Below are 15,164 nucleotides of genomic sequence, written 5' to 3' on the forward strand. Positions count from 1 at the left end.
GTTCAGCATGGCACGCCGACCCATCCAACTCGGCTGAGTCGCCGTAGCGAAAGACAACACATGACGGGCAACCGACGCACCGCATCAGCGTTGTCGCGCCGCCCCCGGCCGGCGGCCGGGGGCGGACAGTGGAGCGCCATGACCTGATAACGCGGTCGCGAGTCATCGGATGCGCAACGCCGTCAGGCGCCACCCCGCGGACCGCGTACGGGTAATCCGCGCCGCCAGCGCGAAATGCCGCGCGCCGCGGGAGTACCCGGCGTAGACCTCGGCGGTGTTGACGTTCACCGGTATTACGCTCACCCGGATCGGCACCGCGCCACCGAGCGAGCGGCCGGGCACGAGATCGGCGCTGATCAAAGTGCGCACCGCGGCGATCACCGTAGGGTCGGCGACCCCCGCCAATTGCGGCACCGGCCGCCTGCGGTCGAGCACCTCCAGCACGACACGCACCACCGTCGCGGCGAAACGGCGCGCCGCCGACAGGGTTTCGTCCTCCTGTGCGATAGCCCCGGTATGCGCCCTGCGCATCGCGTTACGCACCCCCGCGCTCGCCTGCCCCGAAGAGTGCACCCTGGTCCGACACGGCAGTGCGCGCGGCGTCGCCGGATCGAGCGCCCCCCGCCCGGCCTCGGCGCGGCGACGGCTGTCCAACGGCGGCTCCGGATTCGGCGCCGACGACAACCAATCATGTATCCCAGCCATATGACACCCCTTCGACCCCGATGGCTACGACCTGTAGCGGTCAATTCTGCGGACCCGACAGCGGATGTCACGCGTAGTGGGCTACCTGATTGTGCGATAGGCCGCACTCGCCCGCGCCTCGACTACAACGCCGTACACCCGGAGCGACGAGTAGGTACTGCGCGGCGACCAGATCCGGCCGATTCGGTCCGATACCGCTGCGATGGCTGCGGATTCGTCGTCTGGGCACGTGCGACGCACCGAGCGGACGACGAACGCGGTTACCACCACCGGCTAGAGGAAGGCGGCGCACCTATGTTGGAGTGATTACTCACCGGACGAGGCGGAGATCCTGGATGACCGACGAGCAAGGACCGAACGTGGCGGTGTCCGCGAAGCCAGCGGCGGTGCCGGCGGTCGGTGGCCGGCGGCGCCTGGCCCGGATCGGCCTGCTGACGATCGCGGCCGCGCTCGCCGCATACCTTGTACTCGGCCACGTCATGGCGGTCCTTCCGGTCCACTGGGTGATGCCACTGCTGCGCAACGCGGTCACGCAATCGGCTGTGCTGTTGCTGGGCGCGGTCCGCGACGCCGCCGGATCGTGGAACATGGTGCTCGCGGTGATCGCGATCGGGCTCGCACTGGCGGCGCTGCGGCGCAGCGATCGCGGGCGGCGCCTCGCGGGCACAGTGGCCGCAGCGGCGGTGACCGGCTTGATCTTGTCCGTGACAACCACCGTGGTGTTGATGTGCGCGGCGAACAACGCGGTGGGCGCATGGGTCCTGTTCGCCCCGACCGTGCCCTTCGGCACCGTGGGCGACGCGCCCGACGAGACGGTCACCTACGCGACCATCGAGGGCAGCACGGTCCAGGCGGACCTTTATCTCCCCGCACCCGGCGCCGCACCTGCGCCGCTGGTGGTGAGCATCCATGGTGGCGCGTTCATCGGCGGCAGCAGGGGCACCAACGCCTACACCACCTGGCTGGCCGAGAACGGCTACGCCGTGCTCGATGTCGACTACCGACTGTCCGACGAGGTCAACCACCGCTGGGACACCCAGGACGCCGACGTCGGTTGCGCGCTGACCTTCGCCACCGCGCACGCACAGCAGTACCACGTGGACTTGAGCCGGGTCGCCACCTTCGGTAGCTCGGCCGGCGGCAATCTCGCGATCAACGTGGCCAACAAGATCAACGCGGGCACCCTCCGGCCCAGCTGCGGCACCGCCGACCAGTTACCTCGCGTGCGCGCCGCGATGGCGCTCTACCCCGTCGTCGATCTCGCCGCCTCCGGCACCGAAACCGCAGTCGGCGTCGACACGGCCGCGCGATACCTCGGCGGACCCCCTGAGCAGTACCCGGACCGCTACACCGCGGCCGACTCCGCGCCGCACATCACCGACCAGTCGCCGCCGACGCTGCTTGTCCAGGGCGCCAACGACCACCTCGTGCTCGCCGACCACACCGCGGCCTTCGCCGCCGCGCTCACCGCGGCGGGTATCCCCAACCGGTACGTCGAACTGCCCTTCCTCGACCACGCCTTCGGCTCCACCGAACTCGACGTGGGCGCCCGAGTCACCCGCGGCCTCGCCCTGACCTGGCTGCGGGAATACCTGCCGTAACCGAGAGCACACCGCCGCGCCGGGAATAGCCCGACACCCCCTCCCGTTGCATTGGTTGCCATATCCACCAAATTGCTGTCAGACTGCTTACCAGAGGAGGCATCGTGCAGTTCGGGATTTTCACCGTCGGTGACGTGACGACCGATCCGACCACCGGCCGGACGCCGAGTGAGCACGAGCGCATCACGGCCATGGTGACGATCGCGCAGAAGGCCGAAGAGGTCGGGCTGGACGTTTTCGCCACCGGCGAGCACCACAACCCGCCGTTCGTGCCGTCGTCGCCGACGACCATGCTCGGTTACCTCGCGGCCCGGACCGAGCGGCTTCAGCTGTCCACCGCGACGACGCTGATCACTACGAACGATCCGGTCAAGATCGCCGAGGATTTCGCGATGCTGCAACACCTGGCCGGCGGCCGGGTCGACCTGATGCTCGGCCGTGGCAACACCGGACCGGTATACCCCTGGTTCGGCAGAGACATCCGCGACGGTATTTCGCTCGCGATCGAGAACTACCACCTGCTGCACCGACTCTGGCGGGAGGACGTAGTCGACTGGGAGGGAAAGTTCCGCACCCCGCTACAGTCGTTCACCTCGACCCCGCGTCCACTGGATGATGTCGCACCGTTCGTCTGGCACGGCTCGATTAGAAGCCCGGAGATCGCGGAGCAAGCCGCGTATTACGGCGACGGGTTCTTCGCCAACAACATCTTCTGGCCGAAAGAGCACTTCCAGCAGTTGATCGCACTGTATCGGCAGCGCTACGAGCACTACGGTCATGGCTCGGCCGACCAGGCGATCGTCGGCCTGGGCGGGCAAGTGTTCATGCGCAAGAACTCCCAGGACGCGGTTCGCGAGTTCCGGCCCTATTTCGACAACGCACCCGTGTACGGACACGGGCCGTCGTTGGAGGAATTCACCGAACAGACGCCGCTGACCGTGGGCAGTCCGCAAGAGGTCATCGACAAGACGCTGACCTTCCGCGAGTCGTTCGGCGACTACCAGCGGCAGTTGTTCCTGATGGACCATGCCGGCCTTCCGCTGAAAACGGTCCTGGAGCAACTGGATCTACTGGGCGCGGAGGTAGTCCCGGTGCTGCGCAAGGAATTCGACGCGCTGCGACCGGCGCACGTTCCGGACGCACCGACCCACGCGTCGTTGGTCCTGGCCCGCGATGCCGCGCTGGAGGCAACGCGATGACCCGCGTCGCCGTGGTCTCGGCGGGCTTATCGGAACCCTCGTCGACCCGGCTGCTGGCCGATCGACTCGCCGCGGCCGCAGACCGCGCGCTGTCATCGCACGGCCGGGACGTGACCTTCGATGTCATCGAAATGCGTAGTCATGCCCACGATCTGACCAACTCCCTGCTGACCGGATTCGCGGCGGGTGGACTACGCGAGACGATAAACGGGGTCGCCACCGCCGATGGCCTGATTGCCGTCACACCGATCTTCAACGCGTCCTTCAGCGGCCTGTTCAAGCTGTTCTTCGATGTGCTGGAAACGGATTCGCTCGCCGGGATGCCGGTACTGATCGGTGCGACCGGCGGCTCCGCGCGGCATTCCCTTGCCCTCGAACACGCGGTGCGGCCGATGTTCAGCTACCTGCGCGCGATGGTCGTGCCGACGTCGGTGTACGCGGCAGCCGAGGACTGGGCCTCGTCGGAGGCGGACGGACTGAACGTCCGCATCGACCGTGCCGCAGCGGAATTCGCGGCCACGGTGACGACTACGCAGCCGCGTCGCGGCATCGATCCGTACGACGATCCGGTACCGTTCGCCCAGCTGCTCGCCTGACCCGTACGACCATCCACAGACCAATCACCTGTCCACGTAATTGAAATCTCAACTATATGAAGGAGAACATTATGACCACCGGAACCACCAACGCCCTGACCGCAGGCACCTGGGCCATCGACCCCACGCACTCCACCCTCGGTTTCTCGGTGCGCCACCTGATGGTCAGCAAGGTGCGCGGCCGCTTCACGGACTTCTCCGGCACGTTGGTCATCGGCGCGGACGGCGCCGCATCGGCCGACGTCGAGATCCGGGTCGACTCGATCACCACCGACAACGAACAGCGCGATGGGCACCTGCGCACCGCGGACTTCTTCCACGCCGAGGAATTCCCGGCAGCCACCTTCAAGTCCACCGGGTTCCGGGTCAACGGCGGCGATTTCGTGGTGGACGGCGAGTTCACCATCCGTGGCGTCACCAAGCCGGTCACGCTCGATGTCGAATTCCTCGGCGTGAACCCCGGCATGGGCCAGGGCCCGGTCGCGGGCTTCGAAGCCAAGACCGTGATCAATCGCCGCGACTTCGGCATCACCATCGACATGCCGCTGCCCGACGGTGGCGCGGTGATCGGCGACAAGATCACGCTGAGCCTCGAGGTCGAGGTCGCGTTGCAGTCCTGATCGAGCGAGCGTTCCCGCGGGAGATCGGGTCTTCCGCGGGAACGTTTTCCGGTCAGAACAGGGTCATCGGCTCGGTCGGCGTCGGCGCGGGCAGCGGCTCGAGTTCAGGCAGCCGCGCACGGACCTCGTCGTGGAAACGGCGGGCCAATCCCACCGCGGCGGCATTGTCCGGAGTGTGGATGAACACGGTCGGCGACCTGCCTTCGCGCAGCCAGTCACAGACCGTCGCGATCCACGGTTGCCAGCCGTCGACGGTCTGCTCGAGGTCGTCACGGCCGTGATACCGCACGATCGGATACTCCGTCATGGCGCGCATCCGGCGTGGCACCCGCGGCTTCTTCCGCCACGCCTCCCGCTCGCCCGCACTGACCGGCGCAGCGTCGAAAAGCACTGTCGTATCGAACGGTATCCACTCGGCGCCGACTCGGGACAACACGTATTCCAGCTGCCGCCCGGCCTGCTCGTCGGCGAAAAACGCGGGATGTCTTACCTCGACGGCGGTCCGATAGGCGTCCGGCATTCGGCGCAGGAAAGAAGCCAGCGCGCCGAGATCGGTCGGCCCGAACGAGCCGGGCAGCTGCACCCACAGCGCGTGGATACGCTCGCCGAGCGGCTGCATCGAGGTAAGGAACGATCGCAGTTCCTCGTCGGCGCCGATCAGCCTGCGCTCGTGGGTGATCGGCCTGGGCAACTTGATCACGAAGCGGAACTCGGGATCGGATTGCTTCGCCCACGATTCCACCGTGCTGCGCGACGGCGTCGCGTAGAACGTCGTATTGCCCTCGACCGCGTTGCACCACGTGGCGTAGAACCGCAGTCGCTCGTCCGGCGCGAGCTGCCGGTCCTGCCATGCCGCGTGCGTCCACATCGCACATCCCACGTGAAGCCGCATATCTGTGACGCTAACGCAGACGCCTGACCGGGGACCGCGGGCGGTGGGGCGAGGATCGGTGTCGGCGGTGTGCCGAGGTGGCGCGGCAGGCGGGCTTCCCCGGCGGATCGGTTCGATAGACCATCGACCGATGGCATCGGCAACCGTGGCGATTTCGAGATCTCCACGACCAACCACGCGACAGGGCGTTGCAGACGGCGAAGACGTGTGGCACAACGAATCATGCGATCCGGGATTCCGGGTCGCCCCCACCACAGACGGCACCGTTGACCTCAACCACAGTTGAGGGCGGACGATGGAATCATGACTCGGCCCACCGGTACCTGGAACTCCGCCTACGACGACGACACCGCACCCTGGGTGATCGGCGCGCCACAGCCCGCCATCGTCGAGCTCGAGCGAGCGGGGCGGATCACGGGGCGTGTGCTGGACCCCGGCTGCGGCGCGGGCGAGCACACGATTCTGCTGACCCGCCTCGGGTACGACGTGCGTGGGATCGACATGTCGACCAGCGCGGTGGCCCATGCGCGAGCCAATGCGGCGGCGCAGGGAGTCCCGCACGCCATGTTCGAGGTGGCAGACGTGCTCGCGCTCGGTGACCGGCCGGATTTCGCCGGTGCCCCGCCCGGCTCAACGCCCGCATTCGACACCATCGTCGACAGCGCACTGTTCCACGTCTTCCGGGCCGAGGACGAGGCGCGCGCCGCGTACGTCCGGAGTCTGCACGCGATCTGCAAGCCGGGCGGCACGGTCCACGTGCTCGCACTCTCGGATGCCGAACCTGGGTTCGGCCCCCGGATCAGCGATGCGCTGATCCGGGATTCGTTCCTCGACGGCTGGACGGTGGAAGACCTCGTGCCCACGCGATACCGAGGACGGATCACCGACGCGGTGGCCCACGAGGCAGCGCACTTGCGGGTCTCCGAGTCCGGCCAGGTCGAGGCCGCCGCGTGGCTGGCCAGGATTCGCCGCCACTGAACTGCGCCGCGCGTCGAACTCCTTCGGACGCTTCGCTTCCCATCGAACCGAATGGACGGACCATTCCTGTGTAGTGCCTGGGAACCTGTCGTGATCCTGCCTTCGCGTGCGAATCGACGGGTGACGGCCCGGTAAAGTACGGGCCGGGGTAGTACTGAATGGTGCGCGGGGGCAACGCACGGGTGATAGGAGAATCCATGCCGACCGGCCGCATCCGATCCGGTGTCACCGCGGGATTCGCAGTGGTGATGACACTGACCGTGGCGGCGTGCTCGTCCTCGGCGCCCGAGAGCCGGCCGGGCGCCCCCGGCCCGATGCCCGCGCCCATCGCCATCACGCCGGGCTCCGGCGCGGACGACATCGATCCGCTGGCGCCTACCCAGGTGAGCGCGGTCGAAGGCCAGCTGACCTCGGTCACGATGACGAACGAACAGGGCAAGACGGTCGAGGGCATTCTGACGCCGGACAAGACGACCTGGAAGCCCGCGGAGCCGCTCGGTTATGGACACACGTACACCGTGACGGCCGAAGGACTCACCATCACCGGCAAGACCGGCCCGACCACCTCGACATTCTCCACGTTGACCCCGCACAACCAAACCAAGGTGTATCTGACCACCACCGGCGGAACGCCGCTGGCCGACGGCGCGACGTTCGGCGTCGGCGCCGTGGTGGTGGCCCACTTCGACGAGGACATCCCCGACCGTGCCACCGCCGAGAAGCATCTGTCGGTGACCACCGACCCGCCGGTCGAGGGCTCTTGGTACTGGCTCGACGACCGCAACGTCCATTGGCGGCCACGCGAGTACTACGCGCCGGGCACGAAGGTCAGCGTCGCGGCCAATATCTACGGAAAGGAACTCGGCCACGGCCTCTATGGCCAAGAGGACACCAAGACCACGTTCACCATCGGCGCCGCACACGTCTCGATCTCCGACGACAACACCAAGCAGATCCAGGTCTTCGAGAACGGCAAACTGATCCGCACCATGCCGACCTCGATGGGTATGGGCGGCAGCGAAGTGGTCGCGGGCAAGACCATCACGTTCTGGACCCAGCCCGGGATCTACACCGTGATGAACAAGGCCAACCCGGTGATCATGGACTCCTCCACCTATGGCCTGCCGATCAACTCCCGCCTGGGCTACAAGGAAGCCATCGGCTGGGCGACCCGGATCAGCACCGATGGCATCTACCTGCATCAGCTCGACTCCACCATCTGGGCACAGGGCAACAGCAACGTCTCGCACGGCTGCCTGAACCTCAGTGGCGAAAACGCTCGATGGTTCTTCGATTTCGCCGTCCCCGGCGATGTAGTGGAGATCCGCAACACCGGGGGCGCCCCGCTGCAGGTCTGGCAGAACGGCGACTGGGGTCTGCCCTGGGACGAGTGGGTGCAGGGCAGTGCGCTGAACTAGCGCACCGAATCGTGACCGGCTCGACGACACGCTGATCGGCCTTGCCGACGATCGGCGCCTACACTAGCCTCCTGCTGTCGCAAGACCATTCGGTCTCCAATCCCCGGGCGCCACACCCAGGTGGCACGGGGTGGGACCCGCGTACATGATCGGAGCCGATTCGATGGCGATGCTGTTGTATTACGCACTGCTACCGCTCTATCTCGCCGAAGCCCTCTTGCACCTGCTGGACTGAGCGCGGTCGGCTCCAGCGCATCGCCGAGTGGCCGACTTCGGCGGTCCCGGCCCCGCGAAGCGACTGCTCCGCTCCGCCCCCCTGCATACCGAGCAGCAGCAGAGTCGAGTACGTCAGGAGATGTACTCGGCTACGCTCAGCGGCTGGCGGAAGCCGGTACCCGCCTTCGGTTCGACCTCGCGCGGGTCGCGCGGTTCGCGGAGTGGTCGCAGACCAGCATCGGCGAGGTCGGACCCACAGCTGTGGTGTTCGAGACCGATCGGCGGACCCTCCGGTCCGACCAGATGGTTGTCGCCCCACACCACCATCGCGAGGAGGATCGGATACAGTTCGCGGCTCGCTGCGGTGAGGTGGTAGTCGACGCGGCCTTCTATGCCTGGCGTCGGGCCGGGCCGGACACCGGGGAGTCACAGACGGTGCGGCACAGGCGAAACCGTCGTCTCTGTTCCTCGATCCACCGAACCACCCCCGGTTGCGGCGTCTGGTGTCCAAGGCGTTCCCCGAGCGGATCGTGCAGCAACTGGAGCCGCTGATCACACGAAATTGTCGACGACATCCTGGACCCGCGCGCGGCCGCGGGGACTTTCGACGCCGTCATGGATTTCGCCCAACCGCTCCCGGTGACCGTGATCTGCGAATTGCTCGGTCGCCCGGTGGCGGACGAAGCCCGGCTGAGCGCATGGTCGGCGCTGCTGACCCGCACCGTCGACCCGGCCGGGCGCGCCGCCGCCGAGTTCCGCGCCGACCCGGACGGAATCCAGCGCGCCGGAACCGAACTCCACGCCTACTCGAGCAGCTCACCGAGCCGCCGCGTCACTGGGGGCCCGGACCCGCTCTCGGCGCTGATCGCGGCCGAAGACACGGGAGAACCGCCATCTGGCCTTCCGCCTCGGCACGCCGCTGGCCCGATTAGGCGCGGGTAGTCCTGAGCCGGTTCGCGCGGCGCGTCGAATCCCCCACACTGCCTACGGATCCGCCGCGCTATCGCGACCACGTCGATCTGCGCGGCCGCCTCCATGCCGATCCCGTTCGCGGCGATCACTCGCAGGTAGTCGGCGTCCGCCCTCGGCAACTCGGCCCCGTACGACCCTTGGTCACTCAGCCGACGCTACCCGAGTCTGCGTACTTCCCCAGAGATTCAGCCGTCGTAGGAGACATGCGGCGTCCACGCGGCGGCGGGACGGGTGGCTGCGGTGTACAGCGCCTCGGCAACTCGATCCCGGGTGAATGGTCCCTCTCCGAGCACTCCGTTGATCTGCACCGCGACCGCGCGGATGCCAGCGGGTGCCAGTGTGGTGTCCAAGCTGGTCACCAAGTTGCGCACCGCCGCCTTCTGCACGCCGAGCGAGGCGGCCTGGTTCCACGGCTTGTCCGCAGCCGCACTACCGGTGACCAGCACGCGCGCCCCCTCGGCCAAGAACGGGCGCGCCGACTGAACCGCGGGGAGCAACGCCGCGGCCCCCACGGTGAAGTCCTCGATCAGCTCCGGCACCGACAACTGCAATGGATCGGCCTGGCGGAAGACGCTCGGGTTGAAGTGCAACACGTCGATGCGACCGCGGCGCTCCCCTACGCCCGCGACGACCCGGCCCACGTCGGCGGGATCGGCGAGATCCACCCCGACCCCCTCGGCGTCGAACCCTTCGCCGCGCAATTGCTCCGCGAGCGGCTCGGCCTCTGCGGCCCAGCGACAGACCAACACCGTGGCGAAGCCATCCCGGGCGAACAAACGAGCCACCGACAGCCCGATACCGGGACCGGCGCCGAGTACGAGAAGCACAGGAACAGTCATACCTCCCGAGCCTAGGGGGGACTGCTGCCCGCCCGGCCACGACGTGACGATTCATCGACGGATTGCGGCCGCTTTCTCGTCAGTCGACGTCGATCGGTGACCATGGTGGCGTCGCGGGGTGTGCATGGGCCGAAGAAGTCACGCCCGGCCATGCACCCCGACCATGGGTATTGTCGAATCGAGGTCGAGGACGAGGCGTCGAGGAGCGATCCGGTGGAACGTAGGTCGAGACGGATGCCGGTCGGGGCAACCGCCGTGCCGGCCGACGACGACACCATCCCGTTCGCTCGGATCAGCGAGCGACCTCGCTCCGCGGTTCCTCGCCACCGCCGTACCGACGTCGCTCGTCGCCGCGGCGCCGAGCGGCATCGAAAATCCTTGCGTTCGGCCCGAATCGCGGCTCAACTGGTGGCGGCCGCCTCCGCCGTGGCGATCATGGCCGGAACCGGATTCGCCTGGTCCGCCGAGACCACTTTCGACCACGGATTCACCCGCACCGATGCCATCGGCCAGGATGCGCCGCGCTCGCTCGGCGGCGACCTGAACATCTTGCTGATCGGCCTGGATACCCGCAAGGACCAGGACGGCAACGACTTGCCGCAGCCGATTCTCGACCAGTTACACGCCGGCGACGGCCTGGCGGGCGGGTACAACGCGAACTCGCTGATCCTGCTGCACATTCCCGCGGACATGCGAAAGATCGTGGCGTTCTCCATCCCCCGCGACGACTACGTCCCGGTCTCCGGCATCCCCGGCTACGACCACGCCAAGATCAAGGAGGCGTACGGCCTGAAGAAAGCCGCCGCGCAGGCCGCGTTGATCGCCTCCGGCGAGCAGAATCCGGTCACCTTGGAGCACGCGGGCCGGGAGGCCGGCCGCGCATCCCTCGTGTCGACGGTGCGCAACCTGGTCGGTGTCCCGATCGACCGCTTCGCCGAGATATCGCTGGCCGGTTTCTACGACCTGGCCACGGCACTCGGCGGCGTGGACGTGTGTCTGAATCACGCCGTGGACGACAGCTTCTACTCGGGTGCCGCCTTCCCGGCCGGGCCGCAGCACCTCGACGGCTCCGAGGCGCTCGCGTTCGTTCGACAGCGCCACGGCCTGGAGAACGGCGACCTCGACCGCACACACCGGCAGCAGGCTTTTCTGACCTCGGTGGCCAAGTCGCTGAAGGATTCCGGCACCCTGACCGATATCACCCAGCTCGCCCGGCTGATGGACGTGGCGCACCGGGATGTCGTGCTCTCCGGCGACTGGAATCTGCTCGACTTCGCCCGCGACCTCGGCACCGCGGGGGTGCTGCCGGTCGAGTTCCGCACGCTGCCGGTGCTGCGCTACGACACCGTCGAGGGCCAAGACGTCAATATCGTCGACGCCGCGGCGATCAAAAAGCAGGTGCGCGCCGCGTTCGAGGGCGAAGGGCCACAGCCCACTCCGGGGCGTGTGCCGACCAGCACCGTCGACGTGCACAACGCCGGTCAGGTCGAAGGTCGGGCCGCCGCGCTCTCCACCGCGCTGACCGCCCGCGGTTACCGGCGGGGCAGCATCGGCAACGGTACCTACGCCGACGGCTCCGACACCGCGATCACCTACGGCCCCGGCACGGAGACCGACGCCGCCCAGTTGGCCGACCTCCTCGGTGGACTTCCCGCCACGGCGTCGCCCGATCTCCCGCCCGGCCACGTCGAGATCGTCATCGGCAGCGATTTCGCCATGCCCGCCGAGTTGGACACAACCCCGGCGACCCCCGAATCCCAGTCGAGCGATTCGGCGGCGCCGACACCGGATTCGGGCACGCCGGTGACCACCCCCCTCGGTGACTCGGTGCCCTGCGTGAACTGACTTGCTCGCGCCCTAGCCCTTATTCAGCCCTTTTCGACGACTGCCTTGATCCGGTTCAGCGTCTCCCGCATTCCCTCGACATTCGTCTTGTCGCGCGCCCATCCGGCCAGCAACCAGTACATCCGCAGGGCCGGGTTGCTGTGCAATTGGAACGACTCGGTCACGTCGGTACCACCCTCGACCGGCTCGAAGACATAACGCCAGGTGTTGATCGACATGCCGCCTGGGCCGAGCACAGTGAAGGCGAATTCTCGGCCCGGCTCGCAGGCGATGATCCGGCACACCGTCCAATACTTCAACCCCCAACCGTTGCGGTTGACATGCCCACGGAACGTGACGCCCACCGCGGGCTCGGTCGCTCCACCGAGCCATTCCGCGGCGAAGGTCTCGGGACTGAACCGTCCGGTGTTCTCGATATCGCTGACCAGCTCCCAGATCGTGTCGGCGGCGGCGGCCATCCGAACTGTCACGCTGTCATGCATGCGCCGAACGCTAGCAGGCGGTCCGGTGCGCCGCTGGGACTATTCGACCGGCTCCACACCGAGTGGCCGGCCGTCCAGATCTGCGACCGAACCGAGTTTTGCCGCCCAGCTCACTGATGGCGCCGACTCCGGATGCGCGACAGCCTTCGTTCCGGCCCGCTCGCGAAGGCGGGTTAAGACATTAGATTCAGTGACGTGACCGCCGACGCCAAGATTCCGTCCCCTCCGCGCATCCACGCCTTCACCGATGACGCGCTCGGCGAACACGATGCCGTCGCGCTGGCCGAGCTGGTGCGCACGGGAGCGGTCGGGGCAGAAGAACTCGCCGCCGCGGCGGCGGCGCGCGCCGAACAGGTCGAAGAATTGGCCGCTGTCGCCTACCCGAGCTATTCGCGACCGCTGTCGCCCAGCGCGCGCAGCGGCACGTTCTATGGCGTCCCCACCTTCGTGAAAGACAACACGGATGTCGCTGGCATGCCGACCAACCAGGGCACCGCCGCCTTCCACGCCACGCGGGCACGCGAGCACGGCCCCTACACACGACAGTTGCTCAGCACCGGCGTCACCGTGCTCGGGAAAAGTGCCATGCCAGAGTTCGGGTTCAACGCCAGCACCGAGCCGCCGCACGCTCGTCCCACCCGCAACCCGTGGCATCCGGGGTATTCGGTGGGTGGATCGTCCGGCGGCGCTGCCGCGCTGGTCGCAGCGGGAGTCGTCCCGATCGCGCACGGCAACGACGGCGGCGGTTCGATCCGGATTCCGGCCGCATGTGCCGGACTCGTCGGCCTGAAGCCGAGTCGCGGACGGCACGTCGACTCGGGAATGGCCCGCGCGCTCCCGATCAACATCGTCAGCGAAGGGGTGCTCACCCGCACAGTGCGGGACACCGCCGCGTATATCGCTGCCGCCGAACGATATTGGCGCAATCCAGCACTGCCGCCGATCGGTCACGTCGAGGGCCCCGCCTCCCGACGGATGCGGATCGCACTCGTTCTCGACAACCTCGCGGGACCGGTCGCACCCGGACCGATCCGCGCCGCCGTCGAAAAGGTCGCCGCCACACTCGAATCCAGCGGTCACTCGGTCGAGCCGGTACCGTTGCCGTTCGACGCGAGGCTCGAAACGGACTTCCTGCACTACTGGGGTCTGCTCGCGGCCGTGATCACCACGACCGGAAGATTCCTCGATCGACGTTTCGACGCCGGGCGCGTGGATGACCTGACCGCTGGACTGCGCGAGCTCTTCGTGCGGCGGGCACTGCGCACCCCGCTCACGCTCTACCGATTACGCGCGGCGGCGGGCATCTACCAACGGGCACTCGGCCCGTTCGACGCGGTGCTGCTTCCGGTCCTGGGCCACACCACCCCCGAGCTCGGCCTCCTCAGTCCGACTGTTCCATTCGACGAATTGATCGACCGATTGCGCGCCTACGTCGCCTTCACCCCGATCAACAACATCACCGGCACGCCCGCGATAGCGATCCCGGCAGGCTTGACCGCGGAAGGGTTGCCGATCGGTGTCCAGCTCGCCGCGACCCGCGGCAACGAGCGCACGTTGCTCGAACTGGCCTACCTGGTCGAGTCCGAACAGCCGTTCCCGAGGTTGAACCGACCTTGATCCGGTTGCCGTGCGCTGCTCTGCCGCCCGATACCGCCTGTGCGCGCGGCAGCAGCCGCTGACGGCGCGCCGATACCCGCCGCCGGCGCTGGGCGCTCCCGGTGCACCGGGCCGTGCGCGTCGTCACAGTGGTCGTTCACCATCGGTAGCAGATGTCGCGCGTCACCGACCGCCGCCGCATCGACGACGTGACTGTGGTCGACCTGCAGTGTGGTGTGGGTGATGTCGTAGTCGTGATCGAGCAGTCGCTCGATCCGCTGACGTAATCCGTGGCAGTCGGCGCCCGCTCGGACCAGTACGTGCGCCGACAGTGCGATCTCGCCGGAGGTGATCTGCCAAACGTGGAGATCGTGCACCTCGTCGATGCCGTCCAACTCGACTAGCCCGCGCCCGAGCGCGTCCGGATCGACGCCCGCGGGCGCCGCCTCCAAGAAGATACGGCCGGATTCACGCACGAGCCCGAGCCCCGCCTTCACCATCAAGGCGACCACGATCAACGTGGCGATCGAGTCCGCCCTGGCGAATCCGGTGACCAGCACGACGAGTCCGGCCACGGCGGTGGCGATGAATCCGTACAGGTCGTTGAGCACATGCTGGAAAGCACCCTCGACATTCAGGCTGGACCGGTTCGCCTTGCTGATCGCCCACGCGGCCGCGATATTGACGACGATGCCGACCAGCGCGGTGGCCAGCACGAGCCCGCCGGTCACCTCCGGCGGCTCGAACAGGCGCCGGATGGCCTCGTAGGTCAGCCAACCCGCGAGGACCAGCAGTGTGATGCCGTTCGCCTGCGCCGACAGGATCTCGGCGCGCTTGTAGCCGTAGGTGTATTTGCCGCGCGCGGGCCGGGCGGCGAGTCGAATAGCCGCGAGCGCCAGCACGATCGCGGCGGCGTCGGTGAGCATGTGCGCGGCGTCGGACAGCAGCGCCAGCGAGTTCGCCAGCAGACCGACCACGACCTCGACCGCCATGAACCCGGCGATCAGGGTCAGCGCGACGGTCAGCCACCTGCGGTCGGCGTCACCGGACACCCCGTGTGTGTGATCATGATCGTGCCCGTGTCCCATCGACCCAACCCCACTTTCCTACACCAACATGTATGCGCATATCTGCATCTGTCGAATAGCCTAACCCACCCTGATCGCACCGCGATCTCCATAACGAGTGACCTGGATCACAAATCG

Annotated in this window: 15 protein-coding genes; 9 read left to right on the forward strand and 6 right to left on the reverse strand. The window is 67.6% G+C overall.

Going from position 1 to position 15,164, the window contains the following annotated elements:
- Positions 1-162 precede the first annotated feature (162 nt).
- On the reverse strand, positions 163-705 hold the full coding sequence (locus tag AB0C34_RS26875; RefSeq protein ID WP_357078602.1) for an Rv3235 family protein: 543 nt from the start codon (positions 703-705) through the stop codon (positions 163-165).
- 335 nt (positions 706-1,040) lie between these two features.
- Here AB0C34_RS26875 and AB0C34_RS26880 point away from each other — a divergent pair, with 335 nt between their 5' ends.
- The 4 genes from AB0C34_RS26880 to AB0C34_RS26895 all read left to right on the forward strand — a co-directional run bounded on the left by AB0C34_RS26880 (position 1,041) and on the right by AB0C34_RS26895 (position 4,721).
- On the forward strand, positions 1,041-2,306 hold the full coding sequence (locus AB0C34_RS26880; protein WP_357078605.1) for an alpha/beta hydrolase: 1,266 nt from the start codon (positions 1,041-1,043) through the stop codon (positions 2,304-2,306).
- Between the two features lie 104 nt (positions 2,307-2,410).
- Positions 2,411-3,505: an LLM class flavin-dependent oxidoreductase gene (locus AB0C34_RS26885; protein WP_357078608.1), complete on the forward strand. Its 1,095-nt coding sequence runs from the start codon at positions 2,411-2,413 to the stop codon at positions 3,503-3,505.
- Positions 3,502-4,101: an FMN reductase gene (locus AB0C34_RS26890; RefSeq protein WP_357078610.1), complete on the forward strand. Its 600-nt coding sequence runs from the start codon at positions 3,502-3,504 to the stop codon at positions 4,099-4,101. Before AB0C34_RS26885 ends, AB0C34_RS26890 begins: the two co-directional genes overlap by 4 nt.
- Before the next feature lie 71 nt (positions 4,102-4,172).
- Entirely contained in the window at positions 4,173-4,721 is a 549-nt protein-coding gene (locus tag AB0C34_RS26895) for a YceI family protein (protein ID WP_357078613.1), read from the forward strand.
- A gap of 52 nt (positions 4,722-4,773) precedes the next feature.
- Here the strand turns inward: AB0C34_RS26895 and AB0C34_RS26900 are convergent, their stop codons facing one another.
- Complete coding sequence (locus AB0C34_RS26900) at positions 4,774-5,613, reverse strand: DUF72 domain-containing protein (protein ID WP_357078616.1); 840 nt, start codon at positions 5,611-5,613, stop codon at positions 4,774-4,776.
- 303 nt (positions 5,614-5,916) lie between these two features.
- Between AB0C34_RS26900 and AB0C34_RS26905 the strand changes: the two genes are divergently transcribed.
- Together AB0C34_RS26905 and AB0C34_RS26910 are read left to right on the forward strand one after the other, a co-directional pair.
- Positions 5,917-6,591, forward strand: coding sequence for a methyltransferase domain-containing protein (locus AB0C34_RS26905; RefSeq protein WP_357078619.1), 675 nt, complete (start codon positions 5,917-5,919; stop codon positions 6,589-6,591).
- A 197-nt stretch (positions 6,592-6,788) separates the two neighbouring features.
- Complete coding sequence (locus AB0C34_RS26910; RefSeq protein WP_357078622.1) at positions 6,789-8,009, forward strand: Ig-like domain-containing protein; 1,221 nt, start codon at positions 6,789-6,791, stop codon at positions 8,007-8,009.
- 348 nt (positions 8,010-8,357) lie between these two features.
- On the opposite strand, the gene AB0C34_RS26915 is transcribed toward AB0C34_RS26910, so the two are convergent.
- A complete protein-coding gene (locus tag AB0C34_RS26915) occupies positions 8,358-8,552 on the reverse strand; it encodes a hypothetical protein (protein WP_357078625.1) in 195 nt (64 codons plus the stop codon).
- Between the two features lie 288 nt (positions 8,553-8,840).
- Between AB0C34_RS26915 and AB0C34_RS26920 the strand changes: the two genes are divergently transcribed.
- Complete coding sequence (locus AB0C34_RS26920) at positions 8,841-9,167, forward strand: hypothetical protein (RefSeq protein WP_357078627.1); 327 nt, start codon at positions 8,841-8,843, stop codon at positions 9,165-9,167.
- A 215-nt stretch (positions 9,168-9,382) separates the two neighbouring features.
- Here AB0C34_RS26920 and AB0C34_RS26925 read toward each other — a convergent pair whose 3' ends face one another.
- Positions 9,383-10,036: an SDR family NAD(P)-dependent oxidoreductase gene (locus tag AB0C34_RS26925; protein WP_357078630.1), complete on the reverse strand. Its 654-nt coding sequence runs from the start codon at positions 10,034-10,036 to the stop codon at positions 9,383-9,385.
- Between the two features lie 234 nt (positions 10,037-10,270).
- Here AB0C34_RS26925 and AB0C34_RS26930 point away from each other — a divergent pair, with 234 nt between their 5' ends.
- Positions 10,271-11,881 carry an LCP family protein gene (locus tag AB0C34_RS26930; RefSeq protein ID WP_357078633.1) on the forward strand — a complete coding sequence of 537 codons (1,611 nt, stop codon included), beginning with the start codon at positions 10,271-10,273 and terminating at the stop codon, positions 11,879-11,881.
- Between the two features lie 23 nt (positions 11,882-11,904).
- Here AB0C34_RS26930 and AB0C34_RS26935 read toward each other — a convergent pair whose 3' ends face one another.
- Entirely contained in the window at positions 11,905-12,363 is a 459-nt protein-coding gene (locus AB0C34_RS26935; protein WP_357078635.1) for an SRPBCC family protein, read from the reverse strand.
- Positions 12,364-12,558: 195 nt separating this feature from the next.
- On the opposite strand from AB0C34_RS26935, the gene AB0C34_RS26940 reads away from it, so the two are divergent.
- A complete protein-coding gene (locus AB0C34_RS26940; protein WP_357078638.1) occupies positions 12,559-13,980 on the forward strand; it encodes an amidase in 1,422 nt (473 codons plus the stop codon).
- Here AB0C34_RS26940 and AB0C34_RS26945 read toward each other — a convergent pair.
- On the reverse strand, positions 13,932-15,047 hold the full coding sequence (locus AB0C34_RS26945; protein WP_357078641.1) for a cation diffusion facilitator family transporter: 1,116 nt from the start codon (positions 15,045-15,047) through the stop codon (positions 13,932-13,934). The two genes, AB0C34_RS26940 and AB0C34_RS26945, sit on opposite strands and share 49 nt — an antisense overlap.
- Positions 15,048-15,164: the final 117 nt, after the last annotated feature.

This window comes from Nocardia sp. NPDC049220 (assembly GCF_040647855.1).
In the GTDB taxonomy this organism is placed as follows: domain Bacteria; phylum Actinomycetota; class Actinomycetes; order Mycobacteriales; family Mycobacteriaceae; genus Nocardia.

Coding starts and splice junctions, on each gene's coding strand:
- AB0C34_RS26875 (WP_357078602.1), bottom strand. CDS start 705: ATGGCTGGGATACATGATTGGTTGTCGTCGGCGCCGAATCCGGAGCCG.
- AB0C34_RS26880 (WP_357078605.1), top strand. CDS start 1,041: ATGACCGACGAGCAAGGACCGAACGTGGCGGTGTCCGCGAAGCCAGCG.
- AB0C34_RS26890 (WP_357078610.1), top strand. CDS start 3,502: ATGACCCGCGTCGCCGTGGTCTCGGCGGGCTTATCGGAACCCTCGTCG.
- AB0C34_RS26895 (WP_357078613.1), top strand. CDS start 4,173: ATGACCACCGGAACCACCAACGCCCTGACCGCAGGCACCTGGGCCATC.
- AB0C34_RS26900 (WP_357078616.1), bottom strand. CDS start 5,613: ATGCGGCTTCACGTGGGATGTGCGATGTGGACGCACGCGGCATGGCAG.
- AB0C34_RS26905 (WP_357078619.1), top strand. CDS start 5,917: ATGACTCGGCCCACCGGTACCTGGAACTCCGCCTACGACGACGACACC.
- AB0C34_RS26910 (WP_357078622.1), top strand. CDS start 6,789: ATGCCGACCGGCCGCATCCGATCCGGTGTCACCGCGGGATTCGCAGTG.
- AB0C34_RS26915 (WP_357078625.1), bottom strand. CDS start 8,552: ATGGTGGTGTGGGGCGACAACCATCTGGTCGGACCGGAGGGTCCGCCG.
- AB0C34_RS26920 (WP_357078627.1), top strand. CDS start 8,841: ATGGATTTCGCCCAACCGCTCCCGGTGACCGTGATCTGCGAATTGCTC.
- AB0C34_RS26925 (WP_357078630.1), bottom strand. CDS start 10,036: ATGACTGTTCCTGTGCTTCTCGTACTCGGCGCCGGTCCCGGTATCGGG.
- AB0C34_RS26930 (WP_357078633.1), top strand. CDS start 10,271: ATGCCGGTCGGGGCAACCGCCGTGCCGGCCGACGACGACACCATCCCG.
- AB0C34_RS26935 (WP_357078635.1), bottom strand. CDS start 12,363: ATGCATGACAGCGTGACAGTTCGGATGGCCGCCGCCGCCGACACGATC.
- AB0C34_RS26945 (WP_357078641.1), bottom strand. CDS start 15,047: ATGGGACACGGGCACGATCATGATCACACACACGGGGTGTCCGGTGAC.